We start from the raw sequence: 26309 nt of genomic DNA, 5'->3' as shown, positions 1-26309 counted from the left end.
CCTCACCCCCCCCCCCCCCCCCCCCCCCCCCCCACCCCCCCCCCCCCCCCCCCCCCCCCCCCCCCCCCCCCCCCCCCCCCCCCCCCCCCCCCCCGGCCCGCTGTCGTACGGTGGGGTCCCCGGCAGCCGCGCACCTTGCCCTCCGCGCCTTACGCGGTCAAGTCGTTTTCCTCTACATGTTGTTCGGATATCGAGCGTCGCTCTCCGGAAGATGTGTTAACGGTCCGTTTCGGGCGTGTCTGTCTGTGCTCCGTTTGTCCGGATTTCGGACTGTTGGCCTGACCTGATGTTGTCAAAACGAGACCCATTAAGTGTGGTTTACAGCCCGGCCGTACTTAATAGTTGGCTCCACTGAGCTCGGGTCAATGGGTCACGCACTGTGGGGAGTGCCGACTCACGAGCACACTCGGGGCGTTTGATCGATCGCCGTCAGGGGTGTCGGCGATCTTTTTATGCCCCTCTTGTTGTGACAAGTGGACTCATGAGGAGGAACCCATGCGTGGTGCCAAGAGCGCCAAGTGGGTCGCGGGTGCGGCGATCGTTGCCCTGGCTGCGACCGCCTGTGGTGGCGGCGACGGTGACAGCAAGGGCAAGGGGGGTTCGGACGGCGTCATCTCCATGGAGATCGGCGAGCCGCAGAACCTGCTCGTGCCCTCGAACACCTACGAGACCGAGGGTGGCGAGGTCGTCAAGGCCGTCTTCACCGGTCTCACCAAGCTGAACGAGAAGAACGAGGTCGTCAACGACCTGGCGCAGTCGATCGAGACCAAGGACTCCAAGGTCTGGACGATCAAGCTGAAGCCCGGCTACACCTTCCACAACGGTGAGGCCGTCACGGCGAAGTCCTTCGTCGACGCCTGGAACTACGGCGCCAACCAGGACAACGCGCAGCAGACCAACCCGCTCTTCTCGCACATCGCCGGCTTCAAGGACCTGAACCCCGGCAAGGGCAAGAAGGTCGCCACCAAGGAGATGTCGGGCCTCAAGGCCGTCGACGACAACACCCTCCAGGTGACCCTGGAGACGCCGTTCTCCGCCTTCACCTCGCAGCTCTCCTTCTCGGCGTTCATGCCGCTCCCGAAGGTGTTCTTCGACAACCCGAAGGCCTTCGGCGAGGCGCCGATCGGCAACGGCCCGTACAAGATGTCGGGCAAGTTCCAGCACAACGACAAGATCTCCGTCGTCAAGTACGACAAGTACCCGGAGGCCTCGAAGTACGAGGTCAAGGGGATCAACTTCAAGATCTACTCGAACTCCGACACGTCCTACAAGGACCTGGTCGCGGGCAACCTGGACATCGACGACTCGATCCCGACGTCCGGCCTGGCCACGTACAAGAAGGACCTCGGCGACCGCGCGATCGACGAGTCGGACTCCGGCGTCGGCTACATCGGCTTCCCGCTGAAGTACAACGAGGCCTTCAAGAACAAGGACCTCCGCAAGGCGATCTCGATGGCGATCGACCGGAAGGCGATCGCCGACAAGATCTTCCTCGGCTCCCGCATGCCGGCCGACGACTTCATCAGCCCGATCATCACCGGCTACCGCCAGGGCGCCTGTGGTGACGCGTGCAAGCTGGACGCGGCGAAGGCCAAGGAGCTCTACAAGACGAGCGGCGGCCTGCCGAACAACACGCTGGAGATCGGCTACAACGCCGACGGCGACCACAAGGGCTGGATCGAGGCGGTCGCCAACCAGATCCAGCAGAACCTCGGCATCAAGGTCACCGCGAAGCCGTTCGAGCAGTTCCAGACCATCCTGAACGACCTGGACGCCAAGAAGTACAGCGGCGGGTTCCGTATGGGCTGGAACATGGACTACCCGAACGCGGAGAACTACCTGCGGCCGATCTTCTCCAAGGACGCCATCGAGAACGGCTCGAACTACGCGGGCTACACGAACGAGAACTTCGAGAAGCTTCTCGTCCAGGGCGACCAGGGCAAGACCCCGGAGGAGGCTGTCAAGGGGTACCAGGCGGCCGACGACATCCTGCTCGACGAGATGCCGTACATCCCCGTGTACTTCTACAAGCTCAACGCTGGCTACAGCTCGAAGATCAAGAGCATGAAGATCGCCGGTGGCGACGTCCTCTGGGACACCGTCAAGCTCAGCTGAGCGATCCAGCCCGTGAACCAACGGGCTGAGGGTGGGCAGGGGGAGTCCATTGGAGGTCTCTCCCTGCCCACCCTGTCTGCCGTCCAGCCGTCCGCACTGCCACCCCTCACCGGCACCGGGCGAGTCAGCACCCCTCTGGAGAACCGATGGGCCGATTCGTCGTGCGCCGTATCCTGCAGGCGATCCCTGTACTGATAGGCGTTACGTTCCTCATCTTCTACCTGGTCTTCGCACTCAAGGGCGACCCGATCCAGGCCCTGGCGGGCGAGAAGCGCGCCGACCCCAACATCGCGGCCATGCTGCGCGAGCAGTACCACCTGAACGACCCGAAGATCGTGCAGTACTGGCACTACATCAGTGGTGTCTTCACCGGTGACCTCGGTACGACGTACACCGGACGCTCGATCTCGGAGATCGTCAGCGAGCGCTTCCCGATCACCCTCAAGCTGGCGCTCACGGCGTTCGGCATCGAGGCGGTCATCGGTATCGTCGCGGGTATCTTCGCGGCGCTGAAGAAGGGCAAGTTCCTCGACAACCTGGTCCTCATCAGCACGCTGCTGCTGATCTCGATCCCGGTGTTCGTCCTCGGCAACGTGCTCCAGCTGGAGTTCGGCGTCAAGTGGAAGATCACGCCGGTCGCCGGTGTCGACGACGGCTGGCCCACCAGCTACGTCCTGCCCGCCTTCGTGCTGGCCTCGACCTCCATGGCGTACATCGCGCGACTCACCCGCGCGAGCATGATGGAGTCGATCCGCGCGGACTACGTGCGCACCGCGATCGCCAAGGGCCTGCCCCGGCGCCGGGTGATCGGCATCCACACGCTGCGCAACTCGCTCATCCCGGTCGTCACCTTCCTGGGCATGGACCTGGGTGCGCTGATGGGCGGCGCGATCATCACGGAGCGGGTCTTCAACCTGCCCGGTATCGGCGGACAGCTGGCCCAGTCCGTCTATCTGCGCGAGCGTCCCGTGGTGGTCGGCATCGTCACCCTGCTCGTCCTGATCTACCTGGTGGCCAATCTCGTCGTAGACCTTCTCTACGCCGTGCTCGACCCGAGGATTCGCTATGAGTGAGAAGACCATGGAGAAGGCCGCCCCGGCCGACGCGACGGTGAGCGACAAGGCGGCCGAGGCCGAGGAGAAGGCGGCGGCCCGCCAGGCGAGCCTGCTGCGCGACGGCTGGATGGACCTGCGCAAGCGGCCCATGTTCCTCATCTCCGGCTTCGTCATCGTGATCCTGCTGGCGCTGGCGATCGCCCCCGGGCTCTTCACCTCGCGCAGCCCCTTCAGCGACGGCTTCTGCCAGCTGCAGAACTCGATGGAGCCGCCCAGCTCCGGTCACCTCTTCGGCTATGACCTCCAGGGCTGCGACATCTACACGCGTACGGTCTTCGGCACCCGGAACTCGATCATCGTCGGTGTGGCCACCACGCTGATGACGACGTTCTTCGGCGCGCTGCTCGGCATGATCGCGGGTCTGCGCGGCGGCTGGATCGACGCGATCCTCTCGCGGGTCACCGAGGTCTTCTTCGCGCTGCCGCTCATCGTCGGCGCGCTGCTGATCATGTCGATCATCGGCGGCGGCGACCCCTGGTCGGTGTCGTTCATCCTCGCGGTGCTCGGCTGGCCGCAGGTGTACCGGATCATGCGCGGCGAGGTCATCGCCAACAAGCACAACGACTACGTGATGGCGGCGAAGGCGCTGGGCGCGGACACCAAGCGGATCGCGTTCCGGCACATCCTGCCGAACACGCTCGCGCCGGTCATCGTCGTCACGACGATGAACCTCGGTGTCTACATCTCGGCGGAGTCGGCGCTCTCCTACCTCGGCATCGGCATCCAGCACCCCAACATCTCCTGGGGTCTGATGATCAGTGACGTGCAGGACCGGTTCCTGACCTCCCCGCACGCCCTGCTCTTCCCCGCCGCCGTGCTCAGCATCACCGTGCTGGCGTTCATCATGCTCGGCGACGTGGTCCGCGACGCCTTCGACCCGAAGATGCGCTAGGGAGGGCGTACTCCATGACCATCATTGAGAAAACGGCGGGTGTACCCGCCCCGCGTTCCGAGGGCGACTCCGCGCCGCTCCTCGAAGTGCGCGACCTGCACGTCGAGTTCCACACCCGGGACGGCATCGCCAAGGCCGTCAACGGTGTCAACTACACCGTCGCGGCCGGCGAGACCCTCGCCGTCCTCGGCGAGTCCGGCTCCGGCAAGTCCGTGACCGCGCAGGCGATCATGGGCATCCTGGACATGCCCCCGGGCCGCATCCCGCAGGGCGAGATCCTGTTCCGCGGCAAGGACATGCTGAAGATGTCCGGCGAGGAGCGGCGGAAGATCCGCGGCCAGAAGATCGCGATGATCTTCCAGGACGCGCTCTCCTCCCTCAACCCGGTGCTCACCGTCGGCTACCAGCTCGGCGAGATGTTCCGGGTCCACCAGGGCGCCTCCCGCAAGGTGGCCAAGGCCAAGGCCATCGAGCTGATGGACAAGGTCAAGATCCCCGCCGCCAAGGCGCGGGTCAACGACTACCCCCACCAGTTCTCCGGCGGTATGCGCCAGCGCATCATGATCGCGATGGCGCTCGCCCTGGAGCCCGACCTGATCATCGCGGACGAGCCGACCACCGCGCTCGACGTGACGGTCCAGGCGCAGGTCATGGACCTGCTCGCGGAGCTCCAGCGCGAGTACCACATGGGTCTGATCCTGATCACCCACGACCTCGGCGTGGTCGCCGACGTCGCGGACAAGATCGCCGTGATGTACGCGGGCCGGATCGTGGAGACCGCACCGGTGCACGAGCTCTACAAGCGCCCGGCGCACCCGTACACCCGGGGTCTGCTCGACTCGATCCCGCGCCTGGACCAGAAGGGCCAGGAGCTCTACGCGATCAAGGGCCTGCCGCCCAACCTGCTCAAGGTCCCCTCGGGCTGCGCCTTCAACCCGCGCTGCCCCAAGGCCCAGGACATCTGCCGTACGGACGCCCCGCCGCTGCACCAGGTCACCGAGGCCGACGGCACGGTCCTGACCGGCCGCGGCAGCGCCTGCCACTTCTGGAAGGAGACGATCCATGGCTGAGCCGGCCAAGAAGGACGAGGCCGTGGACGCGACTCCCAGCGTCACCGACGTCGTGAAGAAGGACGCCTCGACGACGACCGAGGTCGAGGCGCTCCTCGACGCCAAGGTCGACCGCGGCGAGCCGATCCTGCAGGTGCGCAACCTGGTCAAGCACTTCCCGCTGACCCAGGGCATCCTCTTCAAGAAGCAGATCGGCGCGGTCAAGGCCGTGGACGGGGTCTCCTTCGACCTCTACCAGGGCGAGACGCTCGGCATCGTCGGCGAGTCCGGCTGTGGCAAGTCCACCGTCGCCAAGCTGCTGATGACGCTGGAGCGGGCGACCGCCGGCGAGGTCTTCTACAAGGGCCAGGACATCACCAAGCTGTCCGGGCGCGCGCTGAAGGCGGTCCGCCGCAACATCCAGATGGTGTTCCAGGACCCGTACACGTCCCTGAACCCGCGGATGACGGTCGGCGACATCATCGGGGAGCCCTTCGAGATCCACCCCGAGGTGGCTCCCAAGGGCGACCGGCGCCGCCGGGTCCAGGAGCTCCTGGACGTCGTGGGCCTCAACCCCGAGTACATCAACCGCTACCCGCACCAGTTCTCGGGCGGTCAGCGCCAGCGCATCGGCATCGCCCGCGGCCTCGCGCTCAACCCCGAGATCATCATCTGCGACGAGCCGGTCTCCGCGCTCGACGTGTCGGTCCAGGCGCAGGTCATCAACCTGATGGCGAAGCTGCAGGACGAGTTCAACCTCTCCTACCTCTTCATCGCGCACGACCTGTCGATCGTCCGGCACATCTCGGACCGCGTCGGTGTCATGTACCTCGGCAAGCTCGCCGAGATCGGCTCCGACGAGGAGATCTACGAGCACCCGACGCACCCGTACACCCAGGCGCTGCTCTCCGCGGTGCCGGTGCCGGACCCGGACGCCCGTGAGCACCGCGAGCGGATCATCCTCACCGGTGACGTGCCGTCGCCGGCCAACCCGCCGTCGGGCTGCCGCTTCCGCACCCGCTGCTGGAAGGCCGAGGAGCGCTGCGCCACCGAGGTGCCGCTGCTCGCCGTGCCCGAGCGCTTCCTGGGTCAGGACACCCCGGCCGCGCACGAGTCGGCGTGCCACTTCGCCGAGGAGAAGGACGTGGTGGGCGCGGCCTGACCGCACCACCCCCGCGCCACACGGAAGGGGCGCCCGGAACCACACGGTCCCGGGCGCCCCTTCGGCGTGGGCCCCCCGCCCCCGTCGTTCCCCCACCCGTTGATTCCTCCGCCCATTCGGGTGCGGCAGACATGCGTCTCGTCCTCTTCTGGGGTGATATTTGGGCCTAAGTCGGACTTGGGACTCTAGGAGGACTCCATGCGCGGAGCCACGCACGCCAAGTGGGCCGCCTGTGCGGCGGTCGTCGCTCTCGCGGCGACGGGCTGCGGGGGCGGGGACAGCGGTGGCGGCGGTGCCTCCGGCATCGTGAGCTCGTCCTGGGGCGATCCGCAGAACCCGCTGGAGCCCGCCAACACCAACGAGGTGCAGGGCGGCAAGGTCCTCGACATGCTCTTCCGGGGGCTCAAGCGGTACGACCCGAAGACCGGCGAGGCCAAGGACATGCTCGCCGAGAAGATCGAGACCAGCGACTCGACCACCTTCAACGTCACCGTCAAGGACGGCTGGACGTTCTCCAACGGCGAGAAGGTCACCGCGAAGTCCTTCGTGGACGCCTGGAACTACGGCGCCAACCTGAAGAACAACCAGAAGAACGCGTACTTCTTCGGATACATCGAGGGCTACGACAAGACCCACCCCGACAAGGGCGAGCCCAGCGCCGAGAGCCTGTCCGGGCTGAAGGTCACCGGTGAACGCACCTTCACCGTCAAGCTCAACCAGAAGTTCTCCACCTGGCCCGACACCCTCGGCTACGCCGCCTTCGCCCCGCTGCCCAGGGCCTTCTTCGACAACCACGCCGCGTGGCTGTCCAAGCCGGTCGGCAACGGCCCGTACACGGTGAACTCCTACACCAAGGGCTCGAAGCTGGAGATGCGCAAGTGGGACGGCTACCCGGGGACGGACAAGGCGCAGAACGGCGGTGTCGACCTCAAGGTCTACACCGACAACAACACCGCCTACACCGACCTGACCGCCGGCAACCTCGACCTCGTCGACGACGTGCCCGCCTCCCAGCTCAAGAACGTCAAGGCGGACCTCGGGGACCGGTACATCAACACCCCGGCCGGCATCATCCAGACGCTCGCCTTCCCGTACTACGACGACGCCTGGAACACCCCGGGCGCGGCCAAGGTCCGCAAGGGCCTGTCCATGGCGATCAACCGCGCCCAGATCACCGACACGATCTTCCAGAAGACCCGCACCCCGGCCACCGACTGGACCTCACCGGTGCTCGGCGCGGACGGCGGCTACAAGGCGGGCCTGTGCGGCGACGCCTGCACGTACGACCCGGCCGCCGCCAAGAAGCTCATCGAGGAGGGCGGCGGGATCCCCGGCGGCCAGGTGAAGATCTCGTACAACGCGGACACCGGCTCGCACAAGGAGTGGATCGACGCCATCTGCAACAGCGTCAACAACGCACTCGGCAACGACCGGGCGTGCGTGGGCAACCCCGTCGGCACCTTCGCCGACTTCCGCAACCAGATCACCCAGAGCAAGATGTCGGGGCCGTTCCGGGCCGGCTGGCAGATGGACTACCCGCTGATCCAGAACTTCCTCCAGCCGCTGTACTACACCAACGCCTCCTCCAACGACGGCAAGTGGACCAACGCCGAGTTCGACAAGCTGGTGAACGAGGCCAACGCCGAGACGGACAAGGCCAAGGCGATCGACCTCTTCCAGAAGGCCGAGGGCGTGCTCCGCGACGAGATGGGCGCCATCCCGCTCTGGTACCAGAACGGCAGCGCCGGCTACTCCTCCCGCATCTCCCACGTCGCCCTGAACCCCTTCAGCGTCCCCGTCTACAACGAGATCAAGGTCAGCTGACGCCGGCGGCGGTACGGCCCGGCGCGCGCCCCGCGCCGGGCCCGGCCCCTTCCCCGACTCTCGGAGCGGTTCATGGGACGGTATGTGATCCGGCGTCTGCTGCAGATGATCCCGGTCTTCTTCGGCGCCACACTGCTGATCTTCCTCATGGTCAACGTGATGGGCGACCCCATCGCGGGGCTCTGCGGCGACAAGGCGTGCGACCCGTCGACCGCGACCCGGCTCAAGCGGGAGTTCGGCCTCGACAAGCCGGTCTGGCAGCAATACACGACGTACATGGGGAACGTGTTCACCGGTGACTTCGGGACCGCGTTCAACGGTCAGAAGGTCACCGAGCTGATGTCGACCGCCTTCCCCGTCACCATCCGGCTCACGATCATCGCGATCCTCTTCGAGATCGTCATCGGCATCACCCTCGGCGTCATCACCGGTCTGCGGCGCGGCAGGCCGGTCGACACCGCGGTACTGATCCTGACCCTGGTGGTCATCGCGATCCCCACCTTCGTCACCGGTCTGGTGCTCCAGCTGCTGCTCGGCGTCGAGTGGGGGTGGATCAAGCCCTCGGTCTCCCCGGAGGCCCCCTTCGACGAGCTGCTGCTGCCGGGCCTGGTCCTCGCCTCGGTCTCGCTCGCGTACGTCACCCGGCTCACCCGGACCTCGATCGCGGAGAACTCGCGCGCCGACTACGTCCGTACCGCCGTCGCCAAGGGCCTGCCCCGGCGCCGGGTGATCACCCGGCACCTGCTGCGCAACTCGCTGATCCCGGTGGTCACCTTCATCGGTACGGACGTGGGCGCCCTGATGGGCGGGGCGATCGTGACCGAGCGGATCTTCAACATCCACGGCGTCGGCTACCAGCTCTACCAGGGCATCCTGCGCCAGAGCACCCAGACCGTCGTCGGCTTCGTGACCGTGCTGGTGCTGGTGTTCCTGGTGGCGAATCTCGTCGTCGACCTCCTCTACGCCGTACTCGACCCGAGGATCCGCTATGCCTGAGCCCGACTTCGACGAACGTTCGGTCGCCGCGACCGGTGCGGGCGGTGTCGACGAGGGAGCCATCGCCCCCACCGGCACCAGCGGCGCGATGGACCTCGCGATCAGCGAGGGCGCGACCCTGGAGAAGCGGGCCTCCGGCGGTCCGGAGGGCACCGGCCCGACGGGCAGGCCCCGCAGCCTGTGGGGCGACGCCTGGCGGGACCTGCGGCGCAATCCCGTCTTCCTCATCTCCGGCCTGATCATCCTCTTCCTGGCCGTCATCTCGCTGTGGCCGTCCCTGATCGCCTCCGGCAACCCCCTCACCTGCGACCTCTCCAAGGCCCAGCTGGGCTCCCGGCCCGGCCACCCCTTCGGCTACGACGGCCAGGGCTGCGACGTCTACACCCGGACCGTCTACGGCGCCCGCACCTCGGTCACCGTCGGCGTCTGCACCACCCTCGGGGTCGCCCTCTTCGGCTCGGTCCTGGGCGGGCTGGCCGGGTTCTTCGGCGGCGGCTGGGACGCGCTGCTCTCCCGGATCACCGACATCTTCTTCGGCATCCCCGTGGTGCTCGGCGGTCTGGTCTTCCTCTCCGTGGTCACCTCGACGACCGTCTGGCCGGTGATCGGCTTCATGATCCTGCTGGGCTGGCCGCAGATCGCCCGTATCGCGCGCGGCTCGGTGATCACCGCCAAACAGAACGACTACGTCCAGGCGGCCCGCGCGCTCGGCGCCTCCAACTCCCGGATGCTGCTGCGGCACATCGCGCCCAACGCGGTGGCCCCGGTGATCGTCGTGGCGACCATCGCGCTCGGTACGTACATCTCCCTGGAGGCCACGCTCTCCTACCTCGGCGTCGGGCTGAAGCCGCCGTCCGTCTCCTGGGGCATCGACATCTCGGCCGCCTCCCAGTACATCCGCAACGCCCCGCACATGCTGCTGTGGCCGGCCGGGGCGCTGGCGATCACGGTGCTGGCGTTCATCATGCTCGGCGACGCGGTGCGCGACGCCCTCGACCCCAAGCTGCGCTGAGGAGTTGGACACCATGCTGCTCGAAGTGCGCGACCTCCAGGTCGAGTTCAGGACGCGGGACGGCGTCGCCAGGGCCGTCAACGGGGTGACGTACTCGGTCGCGGCCGGCGAGACGCTGGCCGTGCTCGGCGAGTCCGGCTCGGGCAAGTCGGTGACCGCGCAGGCGGTGATGGGCATCCTGGACATGCCGCCGGGCCGGATCACCGGCGGCGAGATCGTCTTCCAGGGCCGGGACCTGCTCACCCTCAAGGAGGACCAGCGGCGCGGGATCCGCGGGTCCGGGATGGCGATGATCTTCCAGGACGCGCTGTCCTCGCTCAATCCGGTGCTGAGCGTGGGGGCGCAGCTCGCCGAGATGTTCACCGTGCACCGGGGGATGTCCCGGACGGACGCCAGGGCCAGGGCCGTCGAGCTGATGGACCGGGTGCGCATCCCGGCCGCCAAGGAGCGGGTCAACCAGTACCCGCACCAGTTCTCCGGCGGTATGCGCCAGCGCATCATGATCGCCATGGCGATGGCGCTGGAGCCCGCGCTGATCATCGCGGACGAGCCGACCACCGCGCTCGACGTGACCGTCCAGGCCCAGGTCATGGACCTGCTCGCGGAGCTCCAGCGCGAGATGAACATGGGGCTGATCCTCATCACCCACGACCTCGGGGTGGTCGCGGACGTCGCGGACCGCATCGCGGTGATGTACGCGGGCCGGATCGTCGAGGAGGCCCCGGTCCACGAGATCTACAAGGCACCGGCGCACCCGTACACCAAGGGCCTGCTCCGGTCGATCCCGCGCCTGGACCAGAAGGGGCGCGAGCTGTACGCGATCCGGGGCCTGCCGCCGAACCTGATGCACATCCCGCCCGGCTGCGCCTTCCATCCGCGCTGCCCGATGGCGCGGGACGTGTGCCGTACCGACGTCCCCCCGCTGGCGGTCGTCTCCGAGACCCGCAGGAGCGCGTGCCACTTCTGGAAGGAGTGCCTGGATGACTGAGGCGATTCTGGAAGTGCGCGACCTGGTCAAGCACTACCCGCTGACCCGGGGCATCCTCTTCAAGAAGCAGATCGGCGCGGTGCGGGCGGTCGACGGGGTCTCCTTCGACCTCGCGGCCGGCGAGACGCTGGGCATCGTCGGGGAGTCGGGGTGCGGCAAGTCGACGGTCGCCAGGATGCTGGTGAACCTGGAGCGGCCGACGGCGGGGCAGATCAAGTACAAGGGCACGGACATCACGAAGATGTCCGGCAAGGCGCTGCGGGCGGTCCGCCGCAACATCCAGATGGTGTTCCAGGACCCGTACACGTCCCTGAACCCCCGGATGACGGTCGGGGACATCATCGGGGAGCCGTACGAGATCCACCCCGAGGTGGCGCCCAAGGGCGACCGGCGCCGCAAGGTGCAGGACCTGCTCGACGTGGTGGGGCTCAACCCCGAGTACATCAACCGGTACCCGCACCAGTTCAGCGGCGGCCAGCGCCAGCGCATCGGGATCGCGCGGGGGCTCGCCCTGCGGCCCGAGGTCATCGTGGCGGACGAGCCGGTCTCCGCGCTCGACGTGTCGGTGCAGGCACAGGTGGTCAATCTGCTGGAGCGCCTGCAGGACGAGTTCTCGCTGTCGTACGTGTTCATCGCGCACGACCTGTCGATCGTGCGGCACATCTCCGACCGGGTCGGGGTGATGTACCTCGGCCGGATCGTGGAGATCGGGCGGGACGAGGAGATCTACGACCATCCGACGCATCCGTACACGCAGGCGCTGCTGTCGGCGGTGCCGGTGCCGGATCCGTCCGCGCGGGAGCACCGCGAGCGGATCATCCTCACCGGGGACGTGCCGTCCCCGGCGAACATCCCCTCCGGGTGCCGGTTCCGAACGCGGTGCTGGAAGGCGCGGGAGCGGTGCGCGCTGGAGGTGCCGGAACTGGCGGTCCCGGCGGTGTTCCGCCTCGCGGCGGGTCCGGCACACCATCCGTCGGCGTGCCACTTCGCGGAGGAGAAGCAGGTGGTGCCACCGGAGTAGATCTCTGCACCGGGCCGCGGTGAAGCGAGGGGTGGTGAGGGGCCCGCGTCCGGGTGCGGCGGGGTGTACGGACGCGGGCCCGGTTCCGACGGGGAGGCATGGCCGCTCGGGTCAAGGGGCCGTATCCGCCGCCTCCTCGATCGCGGCGAGCGCGGGATCGAGCACCACGTCCGCCCCCCGCGCCGCGACCGTCGGTTCCTCGGGGAAGTGGCACGCGGTCAGATGCCCCTCCCGGTTCCCCTCGAGACGCACCAGCGGCGGCGTCTCGGTGGCGCACCGCTCCGCCGCCTTCCAGCACCGCGTACGGAACCGGCACCCCGACGGCGGGTCGATCGGCGACGGCACGTCACCGGCGAGCCGGATCCGCTCGCGCCCCTCGCCCTCGTCGTCCACCACCGCCTCCGGCACGGCGGACAGCAGCGCGTGCGTATAGGGGTGGCGGGGCCGGTGGTAGATGGAGTCCCGGTCGCCGATCTCCACGATCCGGCCCAGGTACATCACCGCCACCCGCTGCGAGAAGTGCCGCACGATCGCCAGGTCGTGGGCGACGAACAGGAACGCGATCCCCATCTCCCGCTGGAGGTTCTGGAGCAGGTTGACCACCTGCGCCTGGATCGACACGTCGAGCGCGGAGACCGGCTCGTCCGCGACGATCAGCCGCGGTTTGAGCCCCAGCGCCCGCGCCACCCCGATGCGCTGGCGCTGCCCGCCGGAGAACTCGTGCGGGAAGCGGTTGTAGTGCTCGGGGTTGAGCCCGACGATCTCCAGGAGCTCGCGCACCCGCTTCTCCCGGCCGCCCGGCGGACTGACGCCGTTGACGGCCATCGGGTTGGAGATGATGTCGCCCACGGTCTGGCGCGGGTTGAGCGAGGCGAACGGGTCCTGGAAGATCATCTGGATCTCGGACCGGATCGGCGCCAGCTCCTTGCGCGAGGCGTGGCTGATGTCGCGCCCGTCGTACGTGATGGTGCCCCGGGTCGGTTCGAGGAGGCGGGTGATCAGCCGCCCGGTGGTCGACTTGCCGCACCCCGACTCGCCGACCAGGCCCAGGCTCTCGCCCTGCCCGATGGTGAAGTCGACACCGTCCACCGCCCGTACGTCCCCGACATGGCGCCTGAGGACGAGACCGCTGGTGATCGGGAAGTACTTGACGAGCCCGGCCACTTCCAGCAGCGGCGCGGACGGCTCCGGGCCCTGGCCGCCGCCCTGCTCGCCGCCCTCGTCGCGGGGCCCCGGCACCTTGGTGAGGCTCAGCTGTTCGCTCATGATGTGTTCTCGACTCCTGCTCGGGGTCAGCGCAGCCGCGGCCGGATCTGCTCGGCGAAGAGGGTGGTTTTCTGGTCGGGCGTCAGATGGCAGGCCGACCCGTGCGGCTCGCCCTCCTCGATCACCGGACGCACCGAGCCGCACGCCCCGCCCGGCACCCGGTCGGGAAAGGCGCACCGCGGATGGAAGGGGCACCCCGGCGGCGGCGCGAGCAGGCTCGGCGGGGTGCCGGGGATCGGCACCAGCGGCAGGTCGACCGGGGAGTCGAGCCGGGGGATCGAGCCGAGCAGCCCCCAGGTGTAGGGGTGGCGCGGGGTGCGCATGATCTCCCGTACCGTGCCGCGCTCCACACAGCGCCCCGCGTACATCACCATCACCCGGTCCGCGGTCTTCGCCACCACGCCCAGGTCGTGCGTGATGATGACGATCGCCGACCCGGTCTCCTGCTGGAGGTCCTTGAGCAGGTCGAGGATCTGCGCCTGGACGGTGACGTCGAGCGCGGTGGTCGGCTCGTCCGCGATGATCAGCTCGGGATCGCAGACCAGCGCCATCGCGATCATCGCGCGCTGGCGCATCCCGCCGGAGAACTGGTGCGGATAGTCGTCGACCCGCAGCCTCGGCTGCGGGATGCCGACCTTGCCGAGCATCTGCACGGCCCGCTCCCTGGCCTCCTTGCGGGAGGCGCCCATGTGCTTCATGTACGGCTCGGCGATCTGGCGGCCCACGGTGTAGTACGGCGAGAGCGCGGCGAGGGAGTCCTGGAAGATCATCGCCATCTTCTTGCCGCGCAGCTGCGAGAGCCGGCGCTCCGAGGCCCCGGTCAGCTCCTGCCCGTCGAGCAGGATCTCGCCCCGGATCGTGGTGTTGCGCGGGTTGTGCAGTCCGAGGACGGCGAGGTTGGTGACCGACTTGCCCGAACCGGACTCGCCGACGATGCCCAGGGTCGAGCCGCGCTCCAGGTCGAAGGAGAGCCCGTCGACGGCCTTGACGACACCGTCCTCGGTGGCGAAGTGGACGTACAGGTCACGGACCGAGAGGAAGCCGCGGGACGCGTCGGCGGACGGCCTCGCCCCGGGCTTGCTGAGGGTGCTCACGGACGGTTTCTCCTCCGCAGGTGCCTGGGTCCCGGGGTTCCGGGACCGTGAGGGACGACGTGCTCTCAGGAGAGCCGGATCCGCGGGTCGATGAAGGCGTAGGCCATGTCGACGACGATGTTGCAGAGGACGATGATCGTGGCGCCGATGAGCATCACCGCCATCTCCAGCGGCAGGTCGCTGCGGAGCACGGCCTGCACCGAGAGCGAGCCGAGGCCGTGGAGGCCGAAGGTGACCTCGGTGATGATCGCGCCACCGAGCACCGCGCTGAGGTCGACGCCGAAGATGGTGACGACGGTGGCCATCGCGCCGCGCAGCGCGTACCGCAGGAAGACGTAGCGGGAGCTCATGCCCTTGGCGCGGGCCGCGCGGATATGGTCCTCCGACATCTGCTCGACCATCAGCGAGCGCGTCTGCCGGCTGTAGTTGGACCAGAAGATCACCGAGAGGATCAGACAGGGCAGCAGCAGCCCCGACACCGAGTCGGCCGGGTCGCTGGTCCAGTGCGGGTCGTGGCCGCGGTCGAGCAGGTGCATCTTGGTGGAGAGCAGCAGGATGGCGATGGGGCCGATGAAGTAGATCTGCACGGACTGGCCGAGCAGGGAGGCCGCGCTGGCGATCCGGTCGAAGAGCCGGCCCTGCTGCCAGGCGGAGACCAGGCCGAGGCCGACGCCGACGGTCAGGAAGATCGCCGCGCCGCCGACGCCCAGCGAGAGCGTCGTGGGATAGCGGTCGGAGATGGTGCTCCACACCAGTTGCTGGTCGGCGAAGGAGTAGCCGAAGCAGGGCGCGGGGCAGTGGCCGACGGGCATGTCGCGCCCGGCGAAGATGCCGGTCATGAAGTGCCAGTACTGGACCCAGATCGGCCGGTCGAGCCCGAGGTTCTTGCGGATCAGGGCGACGTTCTGCGGGTCGCAGTTCTTGCCGCAGGACAGCAGCGCCGGGTCGGAGGGCAGGAAGAAGAACAGGAAGTACGTGATGGCGCTGATCAGCAGCAGGATGACCGCGGCGCCGAGCAGTCGTCGCACGAGGAAACGGAGCATCGGACTCTTCCGTCTGTATGCGGTCCCCGGCCCGTGAGGCGGGCCGGGGACCGGGCCGCCACTGCTACTGCTTCACGAAGATGGTGCTCGGGTTGATGGTGCCGTAGACCTGGTTGTAGGTGACGCCGCCGAGGCCGTCGCCGTGCAGGTTGAAGTACTTGTCGTAGATGAACGGGATCTGCGACGTGTCGGTCCGGAGCACGTACTCGGAGAGCTTGCGCCACTCGTCGTTCTGCTGGGTGATGTCGGTGAGCGCCATGATCCGGTCGATCTCGGAGTTCACCTTCGGGTCGTTCAGGAACGCGTAGTTGTTGGTGCCGTCCTGGAGGTTGCGCCCGTCCATGGTCGGCGGCACCACGGTGGAGGCGCTCGGCCAGTCGGCGCCCCAGCCGGTGCGGTAGATGTCGTACGGCGTGTTCACCTTGCCGACCACCGTGTAGTACGAGGTCGGGTCGATGGCCTTGCGCTCCACCTGGAAGCCGGCCTTCTCCAGCGCCTTGGCGAGGGTGAGGGAGACGTTCTGCCAGCGCGGGGTGTTGGCGTAGGCGTAGGAGAGCTTGACCGGGGTGGTGACCCCGGCCTCCTTCAGGAGCTCCTTGGCCTTCTCCGGGTCGCCCATGGGCTTGTCGAGCTTGCCGAACGGGTCGAACTTCTTCCAGCCGGCCACCGTCGGGCTGATCAGCGTGGTGCCGAGCTCACCCTGCGCGCCGCCGCCGAAGGCCTGCTGGATCTGCTGCATCGGGAAGGCGTACATGATCGCCTGGCGGACCTTGGGGTTGGTGATCCGCTTGGTGTTGATGTTGATGACCTCGACGTACGGCTGGTACTCGTTGACGATCCGCGACTTGTACTGCGCGTCCGTCGTCAGCGTCTGCATCTTCGACGGGTCGGCGGAGCCGGACATGTTCACGGCGTACTTGTCGGGCCCGGACTGGGCGGCCATCCGGTTGGTCAGACCCGGCTCGGCTATCCCGAGCTGGAACTCCCACTTGTCGGGGTAGGCGTTGCGGATCGGGTCGCTCTTGGGGTCCCAGTTGGTGTTGCGCACGAAGGAGAGGGACTTGCCGGGCTTGTAGTCCGCGATCCGGTACGGCCCCGAGGCGACCGGGTGGTTGTTGTACTTCTGCTTGTCGTCCTTGGCCTTGGGCACCGGCGAGACGTTCGGCATGGACATCGCGTACGGGGCGTCCGCGTGCGGCTCCTTGAAGTGGAAGACGACGGTCTTGTCGTCCGGAGTCGCCAGGGCCGTGTCGGGCAGCTCCTTGCCCTCGTACGGGCCCTTGTAGGCCTTGCGGTAGTCGGTGCCCAGCATCCACTTCTGGACGTACTGCGGGCCCTGCGTCTGGTAGTCCGCGAAGAGCCGCTCGATGCCGTACTTGACGTCCTTGGACGTGATGGGCGTACCGTCCTCGAACTTCAGGTTGTCCTTGAGGGTGTACGTCCAGGTCTTGGCGCCGTCCGACGAGGTGCCGGTGTCGGTGGCGAGGTCGCCCACCAGAATCGTTTTGCCGGTCTTGGCGTCGATCTTGTAGCCGGTCAGCGTGCGGTTGTAGAGCAGCTGGAGCGAGAGCATGTCGCTCACGTACTGCTGGCCGGGGTCGAGGTAGTCGAAGCCCGCCTGGTCCAGGTCGTAGGCCGTGCCCCCCGGTTTGGCGCCCGCGACGGGCGCCGCGGGACCGGTGGAGTCGGCCTTGGTGCCCAGGCCGAAGTTCTGCACCGACGCCTTCTTCTCGTCGCCCGCGGGTTTCTTCCCGTCGTCGGCCCCGCCGCTGCTGCACGCAGCGGACAGCGTCAGAGCACCCACCGCCAGAAACGCGGAGGCGTAGCGCGCCTTGCGAATTCTCATTGATTCCTGCCTGTCAGGATGTGGACGGTTCAGCGGACGGTCTTGGGGTCGAGTGCGTCCCGGACCGAATCCCCGAGCAGATTGAAGGCGACGACGAAGATCAGCATCGCGATGCCGGGGAAGAACATGAAGGTGACGTCGGACTCGAAGTACGAGGCGCCCGACTGGAAAAGCAGTCCCCAGTCGGGGGTCGGCGGCTGAATGCCGACACCCAGAAAGGAAAGTCCCGCCTCCGCCGTGACATTGGCCGGAAGGAGGAGTGTGGACTGGACGAGGACCGTCGACCAGATGTTCGGCAAGATCTCTTTTCGAATGATCCGCCAGTTCGACGCGCCGCTGAGCCGGGCCGCCTCGATGAACTCGCGCTCGCGCAGCGAGAGCACCTGGGCGCGCACCAGCCGGCCCACCACCATCCACCCGAGCAGGAACTGCACCAGGATCAGCGCCACGATCCGCACATAGGTGGGCTCCTCGTCGCGCGGGGAGACGAAGAGCGCCACGATCACCGGGGTGAAGGCGATGAAGAACAACTGCTGCGGGAACGACAGCATCAGGTCCGAGAACCGGCCCAGGAAGTAGTCGACCTTGCCGTGCAGATAGCCCTGGACCAGGCCGATCAGCACGCCGGTGGCCACCGAGACCACGGTGACGGCCAGCGAGATGAACAGCGAGGTCCGGATCCCGTAGATCAGCAGCGTGAACACGTCGCGGCCCAGGTTCGGCTCGACGCCGAACCAGAAGTCCGCGTCGATCCCGCCGTTGGGCTTGAGCGGAATGCCGTAGCTGTTCAGCAGCCCGCGGTCCTGCCCGTAGAGCTGATAGGGATCCTTTCCGTACAGCTTCGCGATCAAGGGTGCCGCGAAGGCGATGAGAATGAACGCGAGCACCGTGACGGCACAGGCGATACCCACCCGGTCGCGTTTGAACCGCGCCCATGCGAGGCGGCCGGGAGAGCGTCCCATGAGTTCGGTCGCCGTCAGTCCCGTGCCCGTGCCCGGTTCCCCTCCGGAAGGAAGGGGATCGGTTGGTTCAGTGGCGGCCTGGGTTGAACTCGTCATCGCGCATAGCCCCCGCACCGAGAGAGTCGAACGGCGCCCGAAGGCGTCATTGATTGACCGGAACATTCATGGGCCCGGCCTTGTGCGTCAAGAGGTTGGCGCATGCTGGTGTGCGATCACGGGAGAACTTGGCACAAGATTTCGCACATCGAGGCGACTGCGTGCTTGACAGGGCGGCGGAGCGGGCGACATGGCTCCATAAATGCCCATCAATTTCGTTAACAAGCAGGCAACTTGACTGAAGCAACACCGATATACGAACGCGCCACGCTGAACACCGTACGGCCGTGCGGGTGCCGTAAGCCTGCCGGGGCGGTCGGACCGCCCCGGCAGGCCGCCCGCTCAACGCCCTTGCCACGCATCCCTCTTGTCCATCCGCGCACCGCGGGTGGAGGATTCGCCCAGCAGGTGCTCGCACGCCAACCGGGGGGACGGCCAAGGGGCATGACGCAGCCACAGACACTCACGGCCGGAGCCCGGCTGACCGGTGCCGTCCTGTGCGCCCTGCTCGCGCTGATCACGGCCGCCTGGCTGGCCCGCGACATCCACGCCGCCAGGAGCCTGCCGGACCTGTGGTGGTTCTGGTCCGGCACGTCCCGGGGCGGCAGCCGCACCCCGCTGACCACCGGCATCCTCGACCCCGTCCTGCTGCTGGTGTACGCGGTGGCGGCCGCGGTCGTCCCGCGCGCGCCCTCGGCCGCCGCCGTGCTGAGCTGTGTCGGGGCCGTCACCGCGCTGCTGCGGGTCTCCTCGCTGTGGGTGCTCCACCACGACGACTGGACGGACTCGACCGCCCTGCACGATCTGCACCGCCGGGCCCTGCTCAGCACCTTCGCGGCGCTGGCCGCCGGGCTGGCCCTGGTGATCACGGCCGCCGCCGGACGCCGCCCCGGTCCCGCGCCGGGACCGCGGGGCCGCCCGGGCCCGGGCGCGGCCACCACCGCGCTGCTGGTGCTGGGCGCGGCCGGACTGGTGATGGTCGCCTGGGAGATCTACTGGGCCGTGCAACTGCCCGGCGAGGAGTACCGGGCGCGGTTCGCCGGGGCGCGTCTGCCGCTGCTGTGGCTGCCCGGCGGCTGGGTGGCCGTCGTCCTCGCGGTGATCGCGCTGGCGGCCGCGGCCGGCGGCCCGTCCCGGGCCCCGTACGTCCGTCCCCTGGGGCTGATCACCGCCGCGGTCCTCGTCGCCGCGGGCGCCTCCGGGGTGGCGCTGGCCGCGCGGTTCGAGCTGCTCGACCGCTTCGGGGACCTGGACACCGCGCCCCAGTTGCAGATCGTGACGTGGTTCTTCCAGCTGGTGGCCGGGCTCCTGCTGGTGCCGGTGCTCGCCCGGCGCGGGCCCGAGGACCCGGCGGGCACGCCCGGGGCGCCGTGGGCCCCGGGTTATCCGCCGTACTCGCCGTACTCGCCCTACTCGCCGTACTCGCCCCAGGCCCCGCACGACGCCCACGGCGGCGGCTTCGGCCCGCCGCCGCCGGGCTTCGGGCCGCCCCCGCCGCCCTCCTCGCCGCCGCCGGGCTGGTGAGCGCGGGGCGGCGGGGAAGCGGGGCGTCAGATCCCCAGCGAGCGCTTCAGGAAGTCCACCTGGAGCAGCAGCAGGTTCTCCGCCACCTGTTCCTGCGGGGTCATATGGGTCACGCCCGTCAGGGGCAGCACCTCATGGGGGCGGCCCGCCGCGAGCAGGGCCGAGGAGAGCCGCAGGGTGTGGGCGGCCACCACGTTGTCGTCCGCCAGACCGTGGATGATCATCAACGGCCGGTGCTGCTCGGCCGGCTGGACCAGACCGGCGTCGCTGACCAGCGAGTTCGCCTCGTAGACCGAGGGGCTGCCCTGCGGGTCGCCCAGATAGCGCTCGGTGTAGTGGGTGTCGTAGAGCCGCCAGTCGGTCACCGGGGCGCCCGCGATGCCCGCGTGGAAGACGTCGGGGCGGCGCAGCACCGCCAGCGCCGAGAGGTAGCCGCCGTAGGACCAGCCGCGCATCGCCACCCGCCCCAGATCCAGCGGGAAGGCGCCCGCCAGGCCGTGCAGCGCCTCGATCTGGTCGTCGAGGGTGAGGGTGAAGTCGTCCCGGATCGCCTTCTCCCAGCCGGGTGAGCGGCCGGGGGCGCCGCGGCCGTCGGCCACGACCACCGCGAAGCCCTGGTCCGCGAACCACTGCGAGGTGAGATGGGCGTTGTGCGCGGCGTGGACGCGGGGGCCGTGGGGCCCGCCGTACGGATCCATCAGCACAGGAAGGGGACCGTCCGATTCCGAGTAATCGGTGGGGAGCAGTACGGCGCACGGGATGCGCCGCGCGCCCCCCTCGGTCAGCCGCACCCGGGCCGTGAGCACCGGGGTCTCGGCGTACGAGTCGACCACCGCGACCGTCTTGCCGTCCCGCTCGACCCGGACCGTGGTGCCCGGGCTGTCCGGACGGGCCGAAGTGAGTACCGTCACCGGTCCGCCCCGGATGGCCGAGTGCACCCCGGCGCCCTCCGAAACCCGCTCGATACCCAGCTCGTTGACCCGGTACACATGGATCTCCCCGGTTTCGGGTGCACGGGCCGCCTCCCCGGCCGACGCCGAGACCAGGATGTCGTCGTCCCCGATGTCGAGCACGGCCCGGATCTGCACCTGCTCCCCGGTCAGCGGACGGTCGCCCACCGCCAGGACGCGCGCCCCGCCCTCGTCCGCGATCCGCACCAGCCGGCCGTCCGGCGCCCAGGCCGGAACGCCGGGGAAGAGATCCAGCCACACCGCGTCCTCGTCCGCGTGGACCGTCCGGGTCGTCCCCGAGGCGGTGTCCACGGCCAGGTGCAGCTGGACGCGCTGGTCCCGGGCCTGCACCAGGAGCAGCGGTGCGCCCGCCGCCGACCAGTGCACCCGGGCCAGGTACGGATAGCGCGTCCGGTCCCAGACGATCTCGGTCCGGGTCCCGTCGAGCCCGTACCGGAACAGCCGCACCTCGGCGTTGGGCGTGCCCGCGGCCGGATAGGCGACCCGCTGCGGCTCACGGTCGGGGTTGGCCGGGTCGGAGATCCACCAGCGCCGCACCGGGCTCTCGTCGGCCCGCGCCACCAGGAGCGCGTCCGACTCCGGCGACCACCAGAAGCCCCGGGCGCGGTCCATCTCCTCGGCCGCGATGAACTCCGCCAGCCCATAGGTGACCTCGGGCGCCTCCGGCTCCGCGAGCGCCCGGTCGCCCTCGCCGCCGGCCCCGGTGACCCGCAGGACGCCCCGCGCCACATAGGCGACGAGCCGGCCGTCGGGCGAGGGCCTCGGGTCGATCACCGGTCCGGGAACGGGGAGTTCCCGGGTGGTCCCGGCGCGCAGCTCGGCCGTGAAGAGGCGCCCCGAGAGCGTGAAGGCGGCCAGCTCCACGGCCGCGTCCGTCGCGTACCCCACGATGCCCGCCGCGCCCTCGCGGCTGCGCTCGCGCCGCGCCCGCTCCTCGTCCGACAGCTCCTCCGAGGCTCCGCCCAGGAGCGCGCGGGGGTCGGCCGCGAGCCGTTCGCGCGCGCCATCCGCCAGGTCGAGCACCCAGAGGCTGTTGGCCGGATCCGTACCCCCAGGAGCCCGCAGAAAGGCCACCCGGCTGCCGTCCGGGGCCACCGTGAAGGCGCGGGGCGCACCGAGCGTGAAGCGCTGGGTCCTGGCGTACTGACGGGGAAACGAGGTCGTTCCGGGGGCAATTGAGGTCATGGGGCGAACCTAGCGGCACCCGCTCGCACCTGCTCGTACGTGGGGGGTGTGCGCCCCTTGTGCGCCCGTGCACCGATCAATGCGTTCCGCCGGATAGTTATGATCCATAGTGGGGGGTGGGTATGACATCTGCATGCCCCCTGGCACGCTGTTCCGCCCGACCGACTGGCTCTGCCCGACCGACAGATGGAGGTGAACCGCCGTGGCACTCTCGATTTCGGCGGTGGTGCTGCTGGCGATCATCGTCTTCCTGCTGGTCAGGAAGTCCGGACTGAAGGCCGGACACGCGGTGGTCTGCACCTTGCTCGGGTTCTACCTCGCCAGTTCGTCCATGGCGCCCACCATCAACGACCTCAGCAACAACGTCGCAGGCATGATCAGCGACATCAAGTTCTGAGGGCATCGCCGCCGCCCGGCGCGGCCGGGGGATCCGAGGCATGCCGCCGTGCGGCATGCCTCGTAGGCTGTCCCGTATGACGGATCTCCCCGCCCGGCGGCTGCTCCTGGTGCACGCCCACCCCGACGACGAGTCGATCAACAACGGCGCCACCATGGCCCGCTACGCCGCCGAAGGCGCGCTGGTCACGCTGGTGACCTGCACCCTCGGCGAGGAGGGCGAGGTCATCCCGGCCGACCTCGCGCACCTGACCGCCGACCGGGAGGACCGCCTCGGCGCCCACCGCGTCCAGGAACTCGCGGCCGCCATGAAGGAGCTGGGGGTCACCGACCACCGCTTCCTCGGCGGCCCCGGCCGCTTCCGCGATTCCGGGATGACGGGCCTGGAGCAGAACCACCGCCCCGGCGCCTTCTGGAGCACCGACGTCGACGACGCCGCCCCCCACCTGGTCGAGGTGATCCGCGAGGTCCGCCCCCAGGTCCTGGTGGCCTACGACCCGGACGGCGGCTACGGCCACCCCGACCACATCCAGGCCCACCGGGTCGCGATGCGCGCCGCCGAGCTCGCCGCCGACCCCGCCCACCGCCCCGACCTGGGCGAGCCGCACACCATCGCCAAGACCTACTGGAACCGGGTGCCGCGCTCGGTGGCCGAGGCCGGCTTCGCGCGGCTGCGGGAGTCCGGGACCTCCTTCCCCGGCGTCGCCGACGTGTCCGACGTCCCGGGCGTGGTCGAGGACGGGCGGATCACCGCCGAGATCGACGGCGCCGCCCACGCGGAGGCCAAGGCCGCCGCGATGCGCGCGCACGCGACCCAGATCACGGTGGACGGCCCGTTCTTCGCGCTCTCCAACGACCTGGCCCAGCCGCTCTTCACGGTCGAGTACTACGAGTTGGTGGACGGCGAGTCCGGTGCCCCCGCCGGCGAGCGCGAGCACGACCTCTTCGCCGGGCTGGGCGTGTGATGAGCGCTACGTCCCGTACGTCCCCTCCGTCCGTCAACTCCCGTACGGCGGGCGCCCGCCCCGGGCGGATCGCCGCCTTCCTGGGCCTGTTCGTGCTCGGCGCGCTCACCGGGGCCGCGGGGGCCCTCCTCCAAGCCGCCTGGTTCCCCGGCGGGTTGCTGCTCTCGCTGGCCGCCGCCGCCGGACTCTTCTGGACCGGTACCGCCCTGACGGGCAGCCGCGCCGGGGTCGGTTCGGCGGGCGCCGGCTGGCTGGTCGCGGTGCTGTTCCTGACGGCCACCCGACCCGAGGGCGACTTCGTCTTCGGCGCGGGGCTCGGCTCGTACGTCTTCCTGCTCGGCGGGATGGCCGCGGCTGTGATCTGTGCCACGGTCGGCAACCTCGTCCGGCCGCCCGGGGATTCGGTCCGAACGGGCCAGTGACGTGCGCGGCTCCGGCGGCGCAGTACAGGTCGTGGCGCCCCGCTTGCCCGGGCCGACCGGTGCGTACCGACGGCGGCCAGTATGGTGGTGCGCGCCGCCGAGCCGTCCGCGCACAGGCACACGAGACAAGAGCGGGTGGCGGAGCCGATCGGGAGAGAACCTGCCTTGAGTCGTGAAACTGACAGTTCGACCTCCGGCCCCCAGGGGCGCGGCGGAGCCGCGTACCCGTCGGGTACCCCGCCGTACGGAACGCCGCACTCTCCGGCGCACGACGCCCCGGAAGCCGCCGCCCAGCCGGACGAGCCGAAGACCGAGACCACGCTGACGACGCGTATCCGGATCAACATCCCCGGGTCCCGGCCCATCCCGCCGGTCGTGATGAGAACGCCGGTGAGCGAGGCCGACAAGGCGTCCGCCGCCCGGAGCGAGCGGGAGAGAGCCGCCGCCGAGGAGGCCGAGGAGGCGCCGCCCGCCGCCGCGGCCGAGGAGAAGACCAGCGACTGGTTCGCGCCCCGCAAGGCGGGCTCCGGCGCGACCCCGCCCGCCGGCACCCCGCGCGCGGACCTCCCGTACTTCTCGGACGGCCCGCAGGCCGCGCCCGCCGACGGCTCGGCCACGGGCTCCTTCGCGCGCCAGGGTCACGACGGCGAAGGCGACCCGTTCGCGAACGCGGGCGGCAGCGACGGCCGCGGCTTCGCCTCCGGCCCGGCCGGACCCGGCGGATCCGGCGGCCCCGAGGACCACGGCTTCGCCTCCGGCGGCCCCGACGCCACCGGCGGCTTCCGCCCCGGTCCGGCCTCGGCCAACGGCTCCGGCCGCGCCTCCCTCGGCGGCAACGGCGGGAACGGCGGCCCCGCCGGACCCACCACCGGCCCCGTCACCGGCACCTCCGCGCTGCCCACCCGCCCGGTCGGCCCCCGCAAGGGCCAGCAGCGCCTCGGCGGCGCGCCGGGCGCCCAGGGCCCCGGCCCCGGTACGCCGGGTCAGGGCACGCCGAGCCACGGCACCCCGTTCCCGGGCGCGCCCGGCCCCGGCGGTACGCCCAGCCACGGCACCCCGGTCGTGGGCCCGCCCGGCGTGCGGCCCGGCCCGGTCGCGCCGGTGCCGCAGCTGTCCGACGACACCGCGATCCTGACCCCGCAGACCCCGGCCCCGGTGCCGGGTGCCCGGGGCGTCGGCGCGCCCCCGGCGGCGGGCCACGTCTCCGGGGACACGCTGACCAGTGGGATCCCCGTCGTGTCCGAGGAGAACCGTTCCTCGTTCCCGCCCGGCGCGGGCGCTGGTCCCGACCTCGGTCCGGGGACGCCGGCGCCGGACGGGCCGCGCCCGGTCCAGGAGCCGCCCGCCCCGGCCCGTACGAGCACGCCGCCCGCCAAGAAGAAGAAGGGCCGCTCCAAGCTGGTCCTGCTCGCGGTCGCGGCCGTCGGCGCCGCGGTCGTCGCGTACGGCGCGGGTCTGCTGCTCAACCACTCCGAGGTCCCCAAGGGCACCACGGTCCTCGGTGTCGACATCGGCGGCGGCAGCAAGGAGCAGGCGGTCGCCAAGCTCGACGCCACGCTCGGCAAGCGCGCGGCCCAGCCGCTGCGGCTCACCGTCGACGGCAAGAAGGAGACGCTCGCCCCGGACAAGGCGGGCCTGTCCCTGGACAGCCAGACGACCGTGCGCAACGCGGCGGGCAGCGACTACAACCCCGTCTCCGTCATCTCCTCGCTCTTCGGCGGCAAGCGGGTCGCCGAACCGGTCATCCCGGTCGACGAGGAGAAGCTGGGCGTCGCGCTCACCGACCTCGCGGGCGCCTCGGGCTCGGCGGTCGAGGGCACGATCAAGTTCGTCCCCGGCAAGGCCGTGGCCGTACCGGGCAGGGCGGGCAAGAGCCTCGACGTCGCCCGCTCGATGATCGCGGTCAAGGACGCGTACCGGGCGCAGGTCCAGACGGGCAGGCCCAACGAGGTGCGGCTGCCGGTCACCGGACGCCGCCCGACCGTCACCCAGGCCGAGATCGACCGGGCGATGAACGAGTTCGCCAAGCCCGCGATGTCGGGTCTGATCACCATCAAGGCGGGCGGCAAGAAGATCGACTTCGGTCCGGTGAAGTCGCTCCCGAAGATCCTCTCCATGAAGCCGATCGAGGGGAAGCTCGTCGAGGTCTACGACAAGAAGGCCATCGACCAGCTGATGGGCAGCGCCTTCAACGGCGTGATGATCATGAAGGGTGACGGTCAGAAGCACCAGCTGACCTCGGACGACGTGGCCAAGGCGATGCAGAGCGCGCTGCGCGGCAAGACTCCCGCGCAGCGGATCGTGACGATCGACCTGAACCCGAGCTGACCCGCGGTCCGCCCCTCGGCCCCCGTACGCCCCGGCG

General features: G+C 69.6%; 21 protein-coding genes. 15 read left to right on the top strand and 6 right to left on the bottom strand.

All coding sequences use genetic code 11. From position 1 onward, the window contains the following. Positions 1 to 495 precede the first annotated feature (495 nt). From AC069K_RS33765 to AC069K_RS33720, 10 genes are all read left to right on the top strand, one after another. Entirely contained in the window at positions 496 to 2115 is a 1620-nt protein-coding gene (locus tag AC069K_RS33765) for a peptide ABC transporter substrate-binding protein (protein ID WP_365104720.1), read from the top strand. A gap of 146 nt (positions 2116 to 2261) precedes the next feature. Further along, complete coding sequence (locus AC069K_RS33760) at positions 2262 to 3188, top strand: ABC transporter permease (protein WP_358836005.1); 927 nt, start codon at positions 2262 to 2264, stop codon at positions 3186 to 3188. Next, the gene (locus AC069K_RS33755; RefSeq protein ID WP_365104723.1) at positions 3181 to 4122 is read left to right on the top strand and encodes an ABC transporter permease; all 942 of its coding nucleotides are present in this window, start codon (positions 3181 to 3183) and stop codon (positions 4120 to 4122) included. The genes AC069K_RS33760 and AC069K_RS33755 overlap by 8 nt, the downstream gene beginning before the upstream one ends. Before the next feature lie 14 nt (positions 4123 to 4136). After that, positions 4137 to 5192 carry an ABC transporter ATP-binding protein gene (locus AC069K_RS33750; protein WP_358836003.1) on the top strand — a complete coding sequence of 352 codons (1056 nt, stop codon included), beginning with the start codon at positions 4137 to 4139 and terminating at the stop codon, positions 5190 to 5192. Continuing rightward, entirely contained in the window at positions 5185 to 6333 is a 1149-nt protein-coding gene (locus AC069K_RS33745) for an ABC transporter ATP-binding protein (protein WP_358836002.1), read from the top strand. The genes AC069K_RS33750 and AC069K_RS33745 overlap by 8 nt, the downstream gene beginning before the upstream one ends. 198 nt (positions 6334 to 6531) lie before the next feature. Continuing rightward, entirely contained in the window at positions 6532 to 8157 is a 1626-nt protein-coding gene (locus tag AC069K_RS33740; RefSeq protein ID WP_365104727.1) for a peptide ABC transporter substrate-binding protein, read from the top strand. A 72-nt stretch (positions 8158 to 8229) separates the two neighbouring features. Then, positions 8230 to 9153, top strand: coding sequence for an ABC transporter permease (locus tag AC069K_RS33735; protein WP_358836000.1), 924 nt, complete (start codon positions 8230 to 8232; stop codon positions 9151 to 9153). Continuing rightward, positions 9146 to 10165 carry an ABC transporter permease gene (locus AC069K_RS33730; RefSeq protein ID WP_358835999.1) on the top strand — a complete coding sequence of 340 codons (1020 nt, stop codon included), beginning with the start codon at positions 9146 to 9148 and terminating at the stop codon, positions 10163 to 10165. Before AC069K_RS33735 ends, AC069K_RS33730 begins: the two co-directional genes overlap by 8 nt. A gap of 13 nt (positions 10166 to 10178) precedes the next feature. Next, positions 10179 to 11153, top strand: coding sequence for an ABC transporter ATP-binding protein (locus AC069K_RS33725; RefSeq protein WP_365104731.1), 975 nt, complete (start codon positions 10179 to 10181; stop codon positions 11151 to 11153). Beyond that, entirely contained in the window at positions 11146 to 12174 is a 1029-nt protein-coding gene (locus tag AC069K_RS33720; protein ID WP_365104733.1) for an ABC transporter ATP-binding protein, read from the top strand. The genes AC069K_RS33725 and AC069K_RS33720 overlap by 8 nt, the downstream gene beginning before the upstream one ends. Positions 12175 to 12285: 111 nt before the next feature. Here AC069K_RS33720 and AC069K_RS33715 read toward each other — a convergent pair whose 3' ends face one another. The 5 genes from AC069K_RS33715 to AC069K_RS33695 all read right to left on the bottom strand — a co-directional run bounded on the left by AC069K_RS33715 (position 12286) and on the right by AC069K_RS33695 (position 18481). Next, the gene (locus tag AC069K_RS33715; protein WP_365104736.1) at positions 12286 to 13440 is read right to left on the bottom strand and encodes an ABC transporter ATP-binding protein; all 1155 of its coding nucleotides are present in this window, start codon (positions 13438 to 13440) and stop codon (positions 12286 to 12288) included. A gap of 26 nt (positions 13441 to 13466) precedes the next feature. Next, positions 13467 to 14534: an ABC transporter ATP-binding protein gene (locus AC069K_RS33710; RefSeq protein ID WP_358836806.1), complete on the bottom strand. Its 1068-nt coding sequence runs from the start codon at positions 14532 to 14534 to the stop codon at positions 13467 to 13469. 65 nt (positions 14535 to 14599) lie between these two features. Further along, complete coding sequence (locus tag AC069K_RS33705) at positions 14600 to 15577, bottom strand: ABC transporter permease (RefSeq protein ID WP_358836807.1); 978 nt, start codon at positions 15575 to 15577, stop codon at positions 14600 to 14602. Between the two features lie 64 nt (positions 15578 to 15641). Next, a complete protein-coding gene (locus AC069K_RS33700) occupies positions 15642 to 17423 on the bottom strand; it encodes an ABC transporter substrate-binding protein (RefSeq protein ID WP_365104740.1) in 1782 nt (593 codons plus the stop codon). Between the two features lie 29 nt (positions 17424 to 17452). Beyond that, positions 17453 to 18481, bottom strand: coding sequence for an ABC transporter permease (locus AC069K_RS33695; RefSeq protein ID WP_365104743.1), 1029 nt, complete (start codon positions 18479 to 18481; stop codon positions 17453 to 17455). A gap of 444 nt (positions 18482 to 18925) precedes the next feature. Here AC069K_RS33695 and AC069K_RS33690 point away from each other — a divergent pair, with 444 nt between their 5' ends. Beyond that, positions 18926 to 20005, top strand: coding sequence for a hypothetical protein (locus tag AC069K_RS33690; RefSeq protein WP_478622427.1), 1080 nt, complete (start codon positions 18926 to 18928; stop codon positions 20003 to 20005). 26 nt (positions 20006 to 20031) lie between these two features. Here the strand turns inward: AC069K_RS33690 and AC069K_RS33685 are convergent, their stop codons facing one another. Further along, on the bottom strand, positions 20032 to 22161 hold the full coding sequence (locus tag AC069K_RS33685; protein WP_478622425.1) for a prolyl oligopeptidase family serine peptidase: 2130 nt from the start codon (positions 22159 to 22161) through the stop codon (positions 20032 to 20034). 202 nt (positions 22162 to 22363) lie between these two features. Between AC069K_RS33685 and AC069K_RS33680 the strand changes: the two genes are divergently transcribed. From AC069K_RS33680 to AC069K_RS33665, 4 genes are all read left to right on the top strand, one after another. Next, positions 22364 to 22558, top strand: coding sequence for an SH2 domain-containing protein (locus AC069K_RS33680; RefSeq protein WP_101389912.1), 195 nt, complete (start codon positions 22364 to 22366; stop codon positions 22556 to 22558). Between the two features lie 76 nt (positions 22559 to 22634). Further along, positions 22635 to 23522 (top strand): N-acetyl-1-D-myo-inositol-2-amino-2-deoxy-alpha-D-glucopyranoside deacetylase, encoded by an 888-nt coding sequence (gene mshB, locus AC069K_RS33675; protein ID WP_478622423.1) that lies wholly within the window; start codon positions 22635 to 22637, stop codon positions 23520 to 23522. Beyond that, positions 23522 to 23944 carry a DUF6113 family protein gene (locus AC069K_RS33670; RefSeq protein ID WP_365104755.1) on the top strand — a complete coding sequence of 141 codons (423 nt, stop codon included), beginning with the start codon at positions 23522 to 23524 and terminating at the stop codon, positions 23942 to 23944. Before mshB ends, AC069K_RS33670 begins: the two co-directional genes overlap by 1 nt. Positions 23945 to 24109: 165 nt before the next feature. Further along, positions 24110 to 26272 (top strand): peptidoglycan binding domain-containing protein, encoded by a 2163-nt coding sequence (locus tag AC069K_RS33665; protein WP_478622421.1) that lies wholly within the window; start codon positions 24110 to 24112, stop codon positions 26270 to 26272. Positions 26273 to 26309 lie beyond the last annotated feature (37 nt).

Source organism: Streptomyces sp. NPDC043908 (assembly GCF_056435525.1).
This window is presented reverse-complemented; position numbering and strand designations above follow the sequence as displayed.